Annotated in this window: 11 protein-coding genes; 10 read left to right on the forward strand and 1 reads right to left on the reverse strand. The window is 46.7% G+C overall.

Going from position 1 to position 11,867, the window contains the following annotated elements; genetic code table 11:
- Positions 1–10 precede the first annotated feature (10 nt).
- From K1I37_RS05080 to K1I37_RS05100, 5 genes are all read left to right on the forward strand, one after another.
- Complete coding sequence (locus K1I37_RS05080; protein ID WP_152498845.1) at positions 11–1,516, forward strand: sugar ABC transporter ATP-binding protein; 1,506 nt, start codon at positions 11–13, stop codon at positions 1,514–1,516.
- Between the two features lie 29 nt (positions 1,517–1,545).
- Positions 1,546–2,514: an ABC transporter permease gene (locus K1I37_RS05085; protein WP_081654210.1), complete on the forward strand. Its 969-nt coding sequence runs from the start codon at positions 1,546–1,548 to the stop codon at positions 2,512–2,514.
- Entirely contained in the window at positions 2,511–3,545 is a 1,035-nt protein-coding gene (locus K1I37_RS05090; protein ID WP_021297818.1) for a substrate-binding domain-containing protein, read from the forward strand. Before K1I37_RS05085 ends, K1I37_RS05090 begins: the two co-directional genes overlap by 4 nt.
- 86 nt (positions 3,546–3,631) lie before the next feature.
- Entirely contained in the window at positions 3,632–4,306 is a 675-nt protein-coding gene (gene deoC / locus K1I37_RS05095; protein WP_021297819.1) for a deoxyribose-phosphate aldolase, read from the forward strand.
- 265 nt (positions 4,307–4,571) lie between these two features.
- Positions 4,572–5,930, forward strand: a complete 1,359-nt coding sequence (locus K1I37_RS05100) for an IS4 family transposase (protein WP_021297820.1) — start codon at positions 4,572–4,574, stop codon at positions 5,928–5,930.
- A 574-nt stretch (positions 5,931–6,504) separates the two neighbouring features.
- On the opposite strand, the gene K1I37_RS05105 is transcribed toward K1I37_RS05100, so the two are convergent.
- Positions 6,505–7,689 carry an IS256 family transposase gene (locus K1I37_RS05105; protein WP_272496364.1) on the reverse strand — a complete coding sequence of 395 codons (1,185 nt, stop codon included), beginning with the start codon at positions 7,687–7,689 and terminating at the stop codon, positions 6,505–6,507.
- Positions 7,690–7,748: 59 nt separating this feature from the next.
- On the opposite strand from K1I37_RS05105, the gene K1I37_RS05110 reads away from it, so the two are divergent.
- The 5 genes from K1I37_RS05110 (at position 7,749) to K1I37_RS05130 (ending at position 11,865) form a co-directional block, all read left to right on the forward strand.
- Complete coding sequence (locus tag K1I37_RS05110) at positions 7,749–8,375, forward strand: MFS transporter (RefSeq protein WP_021296958.1); 627 nt, start codon at positions 7,749–7,751, stop codon at positions 8,373–8,375.
- Between the two features lie 33 nt (positions 8,376–8,408).
- A complete protein-coding gene (locus tag K1I37_RS05115) occupies positions 8,409–9,098 on the forward strand; it encodes a class II aldolase/adducin family protein (RefSeq protein WP_021296957.1) in 690 nt (229 codons plus the stop codon).
- A gap of 130 nt (positions 9,099–9,228) precedes the next feature.
- On the forward strand, positions 9,229–9,492 hold the full coding sequence (locus tag K1I37_RS05120; protein ID WP_021296956.1) for a hypothetical protein: 264 nt from the start codon (positions 9,229–9,231) through the stop codon (positions 9,490–9,492).
- 136 nt (positions 9,493–9,628) lie between these two features.
- Entirely contained in the window at positions 9,629–10,741 is a 1,113-nt protein-coding gene (locus tag K1I37_RS05125; protein ID WP_021296955.1) for a substrate-binding domain-containing protein, read from the forward strand.
- A 74-nt stretch (positions 10,742–10,815) separates the two neighbouring features.
- Positions 10,816–11,865, forward strand: coding sequence for an extracellular solute-binding protein (locus K1I37_RS05130; protein WP_021296954.1), 1,050 nt, complete (start codon positions 10,816–10,818; stop codon positions 11,863–11,865).
- Positions 11,866–11,867 lie beyond the last annotated feature (2 nt).

Raw genomic sequence — 11,867 nt, forward strand, 5'->3', positions numbered from 1 at the left:
TAAAAGGGTGGTGGCAAATCTGGATATTACATTGCGACAAATTCGTAAAAGTTTTGAAGACAATATCGTACTTACCGGGATAGATATGTCCATTCGTGATGGTGAAGTGATAGCCATTGCAGGTGAAAATGGAGCCGGTAAGTCCACCTTAATGAAGATTTTATCTGGCGCTCTAGAGGCGGACTCTGGGGAAATTCGAATTGATGGCGTTTCGGTGACGTTTCATACTCCTCAAGATGCAATGTCCCACGGAATTCGCATGATTTATCAAGAAATGAATTTATTTCGAGAACTTTCAGTGGCGGAAAATCTCTTTATTGTGGATGGAATACATCGATATGGTCGCTTGTTCGCAAATAAGCGGAAAATGATCGAAGATGCGCAAATCCATTTGAATGAAATGGGATTATCGATTGACCCAAGCGTATCCGTTTCAAGCCTTAGTATCGCTGAACAGCAAATGGTAGAAATCATTAAATCCTTGGTCCAGGAAGTTCGATTACTTATTATGGATGAGCCCACTGCAGCTCTGAATAACGAAGAGAGAGATAGACTCTTCGAACAAATTCGCAAACTGAAATCACGTGGCGTGTCTGTTATCTACATCTCCCATCGAATGGAAGAGCTATATGAGCTGGCGGATCGTATTTTTATTCTTCGGGATGGTCAGGTGGTGCTATCCGGGGACATTCAGAATTTGACTCAGGAACAGTTGGTAACGGCAATGGTTGGGAAACAAATTAATAATTTTTATCCTAAAGAATGTCACGTGAATACTGACATCTCTATATTGCGTTTGGAAGGTTTGACGAAGGCTCCGTGGTTCAACGATGTTTCTTTTAACTTACACAGGGGTGAGGTGCTGGGGCTTGCCGGACTGATGGGTTGTGGGAAAAGTGAGATACTGCGTTGTTTGTCTGGAAATTTAGAACCTGATTGCGGTGTTATATCGATGGATGGCGAACAACTCCATTTGAAAAAACCCGTGGATGCAATCCAGAAGGGCATTGTATTTCTAACGGCGGATCGAAAACAAGAAGGATTGATTATGGAACAATCGATTTATCACAATCTTTCTATTGTTTCTTTGCGAAAATTTGTTGCAGCTGGCGGTTTCATTAAAACGACAAAGGAGAAAAAAACAGCTGATGGGCTTATCGAGAGATTGCATATACGAGCTAAATCACCCTACATCACGGTACGTCACCTAAGTGGTGGAAATCAGCAAAAGGTTGTCTTCGGGAAGTGGATGATGACTCACCCACGTATTTTTATTATGGAGGAACCGACTCGGGGTGTAGATGTTGGAGCTAAATCGGAAATATATCAGCTCATGAATGAATTGACCGCAGAGGGGATTTCAATCATCCTTGTCAGTTCTGATTTACCAGAATTAGTTGCTATGTCTGATCGAGTACTCGTCCTTCGGGAAGGTCGGATTGTTCGTGAACTTGTTGGAGATAGCATTACTCAACATCGTATTTTACATCATTCCTTGAGGGGGGAAATCGATTGATATCTGTAGTCAGAAACGTTTTTTCACAAATGCGTGCGCTGATCGTATTGTTCTTGCTTGGTATTGTTGCATCGATTTTGTCTCCTGTATTTCTCACACCATCAAATCTACTAAATGTACTGTTGGAAGTTTCAGTTACGGCACTTCTTGCATTTGGGCAGACGTACATCATTATTCTTGCTGAAATCGATTTGTCGGTGGGTTCAGTTTTAGGATTGGCAGGCGCAATCACTGCAGGTATTTTAGCTCACGGGAACATTATAGAGGCATTGATTGTCGGCTTACTCGTTGGGGCAGTTTCAGGACTTATTAATGGACTGTTGACCACATTTGGAAAGATTCCATCGTTTATTACCACGCTTGGGACAATGACCGCTTTTTCTGGTGTGACTCTTGTGTACACCCAAGGAAATACGATTTCGATTTCGAGCAATGGCTATGCGTGGATCGGTCAAGGTTATTTGCTAGGAGTACCGATTCCTGTATGGATTATGATACTTTTTTATGTCATCTTCTGGTTACTTCTCTCACGAACCCATTATGGTCGATATGTGTTTGCCACAGGTGGAAATGAAGAAGCCAGTAGATTGTCTGGCATCTCTGTCCGTTGGATAAAAATCTTAGCCTTTGTTCTCACAGGCGTATTGGCCGCTGTTGCTGGATTCATTAGTACAGCGCGTTTAAATACAGCAGAACCTACACTCGGAAGTGGGCTAGAACTGGACGCGATTGCAGCGGTGATTCTAGGAGGCACCAGTCTAGCGGGGGGAAAAGGGGGGCTATTTGGTACATTGGTTGGCGCCATTATTTTAGGAGTTCTCGATGATGGCATGAATTTACTCAATGTTTCAGCATTCTATCAAGGCATCGCAAAGGGAGTGATTATCCTTCTAGCCGTATTGTTGGATCGTAATATTCATTCTATTTCCAAACTTGGAAGGTACGTAAATTTCTCCGGAATCCATAAATCAGCACCGGTTAAGGGGATGAAGAAATGAAAAAGCAAATGAAGATTGGGATTACAGGTATTACTGGAATTGCGTTTTTAAGTTTGATAACCACAGGGTGTGGGTCGCAACAGGTATCAGCAAATGGTACGAATTCGAGTGGTGGAGGCACCGCAACTTCAACGAGTCAGAGTTCGACAGGTAGCGGGAGTAAGGAAGTGGATCTTGTTATCAGCACTCTGACGAACCCTTTCTTTGTTTCGCTGGAGAATGGCGCTGAATACGAGGCGAAAAAACTTGGATATAAACTCGTTGTTCAAAATGGGAATAATGATATTTCCACTGAATTGAATATCGCCCAGACAGATATCGAGAATAAGCCAGCTTGTTTGATTCTCGATCCGGTCGATACCAATGGTATTGTAACGGCAATTAATTCTGCAAATAAGGCTGGTATCCCAGTATTCGCATTTGATCGTGCGCCTGCAGGTGGGAAAATTGAAACATTTGTCGGATATGATGCGATTGCTGCAGGAAAGCGAGCTGCGGACGCACTTGCAAAATCGTTACATGACTCAGGTAAAGTGGTTGAAATTCAAGGGATTATGGGTACCAATGTGGCTCAGGATCGGAGTGAGGGGTTCGAGAAAGAACTCGCTAAGTACCCGAATATCCAAATTGTTGCGAAACAGCCTGCGAATTTTGATCGCAACACGGCTTTGAATGTCATGACGAATATTTTGCAGGCGCATCCAGATATCAATGGCGTGTACGCCGCAAATGATGATATGGCGATGGGCGTGTTGGCAGCATTAAAGGCGGCTGGTAAGGCTGGAAAAGTCGAACTGGTTGGTAATGATGGCATTAGGGACTCCCTTAATGCCATTACAAGTGGGCAAATGTACGCTACCAATGCTGAATCTCCGTTCGAAGAAGGTATCAAGGTGGCAGAAATTGCAGGAGACATTCTCAATGGTAAATCGGTACCTTCTGCAACTACCTTAGAAGGTCAGCTGGTTACAAAGAGCAATGTCAATCAATATTGGGACTATCTAAAGACTATTGGAGATCCGAATGACTAATTTCAAATGACTATATACAAAGGTTAAATGAAGCGATTTCTATCGGTATCCACTAAATTCTTATTAATTTGACGGGGGGATTTGGGTTGTCTATCGCAAAATATATTGACCACACACTTTTGAAGGTAGACGCAGGTCAACCGGCGATTGAACGGCTGTGTCGAGAGGCGATTGAACTTGGCACGTTTTCAGTTTGTGTTAACCCTTATTGGGTACCGTTTGCGAATCAGGCGTTAGAAAATTCTTCAGTCAAGGTGTGTACGGTCGTAGGGTTCCCGCTTGGAGCTACATTTGATTCGACGGTATTGGTCGAGACGGAACAGGCGATAAGCCGTGGGGCACGGGAAATCGACATGGTGATGAATATAGGCGCATTCAAATCGGGTGACTATGATAAGGTCCTAAGCAGAATGAAACTGGTCACCGATATGGCCCACAACTTGGGCGACATTACGGTGAAAGTGATTGTTGAGAGTGCTACTTTGACGGATGATGAAAAGCGTATGGCTGCTTCTCTCGTTGTAAAGTCAGGTGCTGATTATTTGAAAACATCAACAGGTTTTGTTTCGAATCCTGATTTGTTGGGCGATGTGAGGTTATTTGTAGATGCGTTGCCACAGGGCTTTCCGATAAAGGCGGCAGGTGGAATACGGGATTATCAGGTGGCGAAAGCACTCCTTGATTTAGGTGTGGCTCGTATTGGAGCAAGTTCCACTGCTAAAATAGTTGAGGAAGAAGCGGCTACGGTGCAAGTAAGGTAGTAAAACTACCATCGTTCATAAATTTTAGTCAAAAGAGGACGTTGTCAATTTAAGTAAATCGCCACAACTGTGGCAACTTTGCATAAAAGTCACCCCGAACGCTGCTAAATCAGACGGGGTGACTTTTATTAACTCAACTTTCGCAGTGTAAAAACGCCTTTAATCCCTTGCGGTGCCACAGTTGAATAAAATAAAAAAGCACCTTTCCGTTTGGTATAGTGAAAGTGCGAACCAACACTACCATTCAGAAGAGGTGCTTCTTTATATGATAGAGCATAACGGAGAAAATAATCAATTGCCAGTTGAAATTCGCCCTGCCTTTCAGGAACTCAGGGTCCTCGCACATCTGCGCAAAGCCGGCATTACCAAGAGATTTGGATTTTCTTGCTCCTATTTGTTCCAGCTTGTGTTTGTGCTGATATTTCATCATCGAAACTGGTTTCAGCTTCTTGACGGTGCAAAGGGATCTTCATTGCCCGGAAAGGATACTGTGTATCGTTTTCTCAATCACACTGGATTCGCTTGGCGACGTTTTCTCTTATCACTGAGTGTGGAAACCGTGAATAAAACCAAATCCTTAACGTCTGACGAACGCGTGAACGTATTTATTGTCGATGACTCTATGTACGAGCGGAACCGAAGCAAATCTGTAGAGCTCTTGGTGCGGCTCAAAGATCACGTCTGGAACTGCTATTACAAGGGATTTCGCATGCTCACGCTCGGTTGGTCAGATGGGCACACGTTCATTCCCCTCGATTTTTCTCTTCTCAGTTCCGTTAAGTCGCAGATTCACGGTATAAACCCATCGATTGATAAACGCACGCATGGATATAAACGAAGGATCGAATCTCTTCTTCCGGCTCCACAAATCGTCCCCACTATGATTGACCGAGCGCTGGCTGCTGGAATGAATGCCCCATACGTCTTGATGGACAGTTGGTTCACGTACGCACCCCTGATTCAAGCGATATTGGACAGAGGTCTGGATGTGATCGGCATGGTTAAAACGGACAATAAACGCTACTTACTCGGAGAGCGTCGTCTAACCTTGCAAGAACTGTATTATGCCGCTACGCCTGTTCAAGGTACCAATAAAAACATTCTCCGTGCTATAAATACACAGCTCAGTCCAGGCATCCCAATTAAGATGGTGTTTGTCCGCCATCGGGCTCACAAAAAAGAATGGCTAGCGATCCTTTGCACGGATACGTCCCTCACAGTGGAAGAAATCATCCAAATATACGGCATCCGCTGGGAAATTGAAGTTTTTTTCAAATGCACAAAATCCTTGTTACGTCTGCAGAAAGAGTTCCAAGGTCGTTCCTATGACATGCTTATCAGCCACACGACGATTGTGTTCTCGCGGTACATTCTTCTAGCTTGGCAGCATCGACAGAGCACGGATGACCGCACCTTGGGAAGTCTGTTTCTAGCACTGTGCGATGAAGTCAGCGAATTAGATTGGGCTATTGTATTGAACCAACTGGTTGATTTTGTGATAAGTGTTGCTAAAAAATCCAGCAAGCGCATCTCAACATTCATCATCAGTCAACTGCAGAACTGGATCAACAGTTTACCTAGATACATCAAGGCATACTTGCCTGTTTTGGTCTGCGAAAGTTGAGTTATTTATGCCAACGAAACATAAAACAAGACGCATAAGTGGTTACAGTGTGTAAAGCATAAAATTATTGATGAAACTATTTGGTTTACTGAGAATACTGCTAATTTCATTTGTGTTGAAATCACAATAATAGAGTACATTCGATTGTGATGGCTCATTGGTCTTGTAGGCTGTAAAGAAAATACCTTATTCGTCAGGCGCAAAAAAGACATCACCAGATGGAATGCAATTTGGGATGTTTAACACGGATTTTTTCTCTGTTTCAAGGTCAATCATGTACAATTTGGTAGCGTCAAGAAGTTTGTGTAAATCCACATGTAGGAAGCAGGGGGGGTCTCCTCATCATTGCAGGTCTTTGTGTTTTTCAAGTATCCTCATTGAATATTCCGAACAAACGCCTTGCTGTCTCATGTGTTCCCAAGGTAAATATATCCATCCCTCACGTCTTACAGTCTGAGTGGGAGGGGTGAATGGCCTTTGGCCAGAGGGGAGGAGCGAAGCGGCTTCCCCTGCCCAGAGCCTGTGGATTTGATGGGCAACCCTATTCCTGGGTTGTCCATCAAATCCACAGGCTTTATTTCGTTTCCTCAGTGCCGTACCTTTCAGCAAACATCTCACGGAGGCGCTTCTGGGTACCTTTATCCGCAAATCCCCGCAGGGCCCGCTTCGACCATTTCTCGTTATAGCCTGTTGCGAACAGATACACGATCTTCTCAGCCGCCTCAAGGTTCGCAATGCTATTCATTGGCTTGACTCGCTTGCGGATTTCCTTAATTGTCCGCTCGATCGCGTTAGTCGTATAAATAGCATACCGTATCGCCGCAGGATACTTATAGAAGGCCAGGAGGTTGTCCAAGTCCTCTCGCCACGACTGTACCTCACGTGGGTACTTCGCGTTCCACTTGCTCTCGAATTGCTTGAAGCATCCTAGCGTTTCCTCGTAGGTCTCACTGGAATATACGCCCTTCAAATCCGCAAGAACCGTTGGCTTGTCCTTGGCTCGAACCTTCACAATGATGTTACGCAATTTGTGAACAACACAGCGTTGGAAATCGGCCTTCGGGTAGACGGATAAGAAGGCTTCCTGCAGTCCGGTCAACCCATCTGCTACACCAATCAGGATTTCCTCAAGCCCACGCGCACGCAGATCATTGAAAATCTCTCGGCAAGATGTAGCGCTCTCCGTGCCACCCACATAGTAGCCAAGGATTTCCCGGTGTCCATCCTCATCAATCCCCATCACGACATAGATGGATTCGTTGTCCACGGTATCCCGCTTGAGCGCCACATACATCCCATCCATGTACACGACAGAGTACCGTCGTTTTAAAGGGCGCTTGCGCCAAGCATCTACATCCTGCAACACGATATTCGTGATGTTGCTAATGGTGGTCGGCGAGTATTGAACACCAAGCATCCGTTCAACGAATTGTCCCACCTCACGCGTACTCATACCGCCCTTGTACATTGCGATGATGGTTTCTTCCAACCAAGCATCTCGCCGACTATACGGTTCGAATATGCCAGTCTGAAACTCACCTTCCCGGTCTCGAGGAACATGTAAATCCTCAATCCGCCCAAACCGCGTATCCAACGTCCTCGTATAATATCCGTTGCGACTGTTCTTCAATTCCGGATGCTCTACCGTCAGGAAGTTGTGGATCTCTTCACGCATAATGAGCTCCAAACGCTCTTGGATGAACTTCGACATTTCCATTTCTAGTTGTGCAGCAAGCAACTCTTTGTTAGTCTGATACAAAGTAGGGTCATCTCCTCTGGACTTTAGCAATCTTGAGGATACCCTACTTTTCTTGTTTTGTGGCCTCTTACACAAACTATTTTACGCCATCAAGTCCGACGGTCAGAAGGCTTATTATTACCGCTTCCATCACGGCGGGTGGCAAAGGCATCAGCATTATGCAGACGTTTTTGCCACTGTTTTTCCTAAACCATCTGCACTATAGCAAATCTGTATCTGGCCTTTTGTTCACATTGTTTACGGTGACCAGTGTGATTGGCCCTATCGTCAGCGGTAAGCTGTCGGACAAATTCAATCGCTCCAAGTTCCTGAGTTTTCTTTTGTGTGGGGCTTGCGTCATGAGTTTGTCCATGATCACGTTTTCGCTAACGGACAGCAGTATCGGCATTCTCGTACCAGTTCTCATGGTCATGGGGATGTTTGTGTACGGGTACAGCCCAGTGGAACAAACGATTATGTCAGATATTACGTCACAAGAATTGCAAGCGAGCGCGTATAGTCTATTTTTTGCTATCTCGTATGGCGCTTCGGCGGTCTGGCCTCTGATTTTATCGATTGTCGTGAGTCACTTCGGCTTTACTGCATTCTTCACAGTCGTTGGCCTTTCTTACCTTGCAGGGGCTGTCATATATTGGACCGGAAATTGGACGCCGCCTGCATCGTCTAGTCAGAATGTAGTCTCCTAATATTCAGTAGCGTAATAAACGGGGGAGTAATCCATGAATCTACGAATGAAATTGGCTGAAACCGTGCGGTTGTTTGAGGCGACTCATCTATTTGACATGAATGGGCACGTCAGTGTGCGGCTCAAGGACGGCTTCTTAACGCATGGCCAACAGGCTTCCAGGGCTGCGCTGACGGTCAATGATGTGATAGAGGTAGACTGGGATGGCGCTTTAAAGGAAGGGCAACAGGAACCGCCAAATGAAGTTTATTTGCACTCAGAAATCTACCGTGCTCGGAAGGACGTCCAGGCTATTGCACATTTTCATGGTCACTGGATCAATATCCTGAGTGTGGCTGGGGTAAAAATTGTCCCAGTCAGTTCGGTGGCTTGCGGCCTAGGCAAAGATATCCCGGTATATTCTATGCCCGATTCCATTAGTACGGCCGCACGAGGGCGAGAAGTGGCAGCGTGTCTCGGCAATCAAAAAGTACTCATCCTTCGGGCACACGGTGCGATTGTCACCGGAAGCACATTGGAGGAAGTGCTCGTGGCCGCGAAGTACTTGGAAATCAATGCGCAGCGTCAAGTATTTGCCCAACTTCTGACACCTGGAACGAGGTTGGCCGATGACGAGATAGAGAGAATCGGAAAATCCCTTTGGACGCAGAAGAACATTAAGAAGAGTTGGACCTATTACTATGAAAAGGCGAAGCGGGATGGCCATTTTTATGGGGTGATTTAGTAGATGTTGGATGATGGTGGGGCGTTGTTGTTCCCAAGCATCCTTTTCAAGGCGACATCGAATCCGCTATAGGCGACCGTACGAGGCAATCCGCGTTTGTCTGCATATGGTTTGGTTAGGGAGGGGGACTATGTGCGACAAAAGAGTCAATTTGCGGGTTGAACGGCGGCGCGAGCTCTTAAGGTATGTGTATGACACGCATTACGTGGCCAACAAGCGGGGATTATTTGTGAATCCGCGCGAGTTATCGGGTACGGACTATATGCACTATTTGTATCTCGAGGATAAAGAGTACATTCGTATTTGGCGTGGAGAAGTTTGGTGTATACGAATTACAGGGGACGGAATGGATGTCGTCGAGTTGAATAAGCCCCTTCAAGGTGACGATGATTAAACGCTCGCTTCTGCGGGTGTTTTTATTTTGCCTGTACGAAATCTGAGAGTTCGGGACAAGCCGATTGGGTTTGACAAGTATAATTGACATCATAGACAACTAAACATTACAATCGTCAGGACGGGAGGCGAAATCCATGCTGGAGAACCAACTGCGCGCATTGCGAAATCGTGCGCATATGTCGCAGGCACAATTGGCATCTGCGATTCAGGTCTCTCGCCAGACGATTCAAGCGATTGAATCAGGGACGGCGATTCCAAGTACATTGGTTGCGCTACGGCTGGCACGTGTATTCGGCGTGCGCGTCGAAGACATCTTTCGTGAACGCCCTGAAGAACCGGATAATCGTTCGTTTGTGGGCGATGAAGAACTGGAAGCTGGTGACCGTGTCGTCGTCACGGAGATTGATGGACGACGCGTCGCGCATCGTGCAGTGTTCGAACTTGGGCAGCGCATTCCGTTGGCCACCGAGTCGCATATCGTGGCGAAACGATTGGGGAAAGATCAGGTAGAGCTAGAGCAGTTTGACACCGAGCAGAGCCGTCCATGGACGATTGTCTCTGGATGTGACCCGGCGCTTGGCCTCCTTGCCAACTACGTGTTCGACTCGAATCGCGATTGTCCGGTGTATTGGCTGAACGCGGACAATGCAAAAGCGACAAAGTTGTTAGCTGGTGGGGCCATTCAAATTGCTGCGATCCACCAACCGTCTCGGATGAAAGCATCGCTGCTGGCGCCGTTGGACGACGTGAGGTCGTATCATCGCGTTCATCTTGCGGATTGGGAGCTTGGATGGGTTGTCAAGCGAGGGAATCCGTGTGGTTTTACAGATGCGTCCGATTTAGCATCCGGAAAAACCCGCCTTGTGAACCGTCCTATCGGCGCGGGCGCTCGAACGCTGTTGGATGAAAGATTACAGGAAGCCGGAGTTCAGCCGCAAGCGGTCGCGCAATACTCGTGGACAGTCGCTGGACACATGCAGGTTGGCATGGCCATTGAGTCTGGTGCAGCGGATGTAGGGATTGCGATAGCCGGTATCGCGAGTGCGATGCATCTGGATTTTATACCGATTCAAGAAGAGTGTTGTGATTTGTGGATTCCAACAAGGCTCATGGAACAAAGCGGTGTGCAGCGCGTGCTAGATTGTCTGTCTTCGGATATTTTCCGATGGGATTTGGCACGTTTCGGCCCCTACGACACGAACCGTACCGGTGTTCTTGAAACTGTTCACGATGGCATACACGGGTGAACGGAATTCGGTCTATGAGACGTGAGAACCTTGGGGTTCGCGTCAATTCATATCGAAAGAAGGATTTCGTACAGATGAAATACTTGCCAGTACATAAACGGTTGCTCGCCTCAGGAATTGGGTTGCTCGCATGTGCCGCGATGGTTGGCTGTGGCACGGACGAGAACAATACCAGCACCAATAGTGCGACAAACACTGCGACGAGCAACACCTCAGCGTCGACGACCAAAGCATCCGGTAAGGCTGATGTGGCTTATGCCGGATCGTTACAGCTCACCAACGACAGCCACGTGGGACCCCTGTTTGAGAAACAGACGGGGATGTCTTACGAAGGGTATGGCAATGGCGCAGATGCGGTAGCCAATTTGATTAAATCAGGTCAAATTACGCCGAACGTCTTTGAAAGTATCGGTACGGCTCCCATTGCGTCCCTGGGCTCCAAGTTTACGGACTGGGCCGTTGGTTTCGCGAGTTCGCCGCTCGTCATCGCATATTCCAAGAAGTCTCCTTATGCGAGTCAACTCGAGGCGATTGCCGATGGCAAAAAGCCGATCTCAGATCTTTTTACGCTCATGGAGAAACCTGATTTTCATTTAGGTCGGACGGATCCGAATACTGATCCACAAGGGCAATATTTTGTCATGATGACGCATCTGGCAGAAAAGGAACTTCATCTCCCTGCAGGAACGGCCGATAAAATTCTCGGTTCCTTGGACAATTCGTCGCAAGTGTACAACGAGACGGATATTCTCTCTCGGCTGCAGGCAGGCCAGATGGATGCGTCTAGCGCATATTTGCCAGAGGCGATTCAACAGCACCTTCCCTATATCAAATTGCCAGACACCATCAATTTAGGTAATCCGGCGGACGCCAAAATTTACGCAACGGAAAGTTTGAAACTGTCGAACGGTCAAACGGTCACCGGTTCTCCAATTGAAGTCTATATTACGACGATTGAGGGCACGCCTGATCCAGATGCAGGGACTGCGTTCGCGAAACTTACGCTGTCGAAGCAAGGACAACAAATTTATAAACAAATGGGATACACGTTGACGCCGTTTAAGGTCTGGGGTTCGAAATCCGACATTCCAGCGGCTATTGAGCAGGAAATCTCTAAGCAGTAGTA

Source organism: Alicyclobacillus acidoterrestris, assembly GCF_022674245.1.
GTDB lineage: Bacteria > Bacillota > Bacilli > Alicyclobacillales > Alicyclobacillaceae > Alicyclobacillus > Alicyclobacillus acidoterrestris.

Excerpts from the sequence above, each read along its gene's own strand:
- K1I37_RS05085 (WP_081654210.1), top strand. The coding sequence starts at position 1,546 with ATGCGTGCGCTGATCGTATTGTTCTTGCTTGGTATTGTTGCATCGATT.
- K1I37_RS05090 (WP_021297818.1), top strand. The coding sequence starts at position 2,511 with ATGAAAAAGCAAATGAAGATTGGGATTACAGGTATTACTGGAATTGCG.
- K1I37_RS05100 (WP_021297820.1), top strand. The coding sequence starts at position 4,572 with ATGATAGAGCATAACGGAGAAAATAATCAATTGCCAGTTGAAATTCGC.
- K1I37_RS05115 (WP_021296957.1), top strand. The coding sequence starts at position 8,409 with ATGAATCTACGAATGAAATTGGCTGAAACCGTGCGGTTGTTTGAGGCG.
- K1I37_RS05120 (WP_021296956.1), top strand. The coding sequence starts at position 9,229 with ATGTGCGACAAAAGAGTCAATTTGCGGGTTGAACGGCGGCGCGAGCTC.
- K1I37_RS05125 (WP_021296955.1), top strand. The coding sequence starts at position 9,629 with ATGCTGGAGAACCAACTGCGCGCATTGCGAAATCGTGCGCATATGTCG.
- K1I37_RS05130 (WP_021296954.1), top strand. The coding sequence starts at position 10,816 with ATGAAATACTTGCCAGTACATAAACGGTTGCTCGCCTCAGGAATTGGG.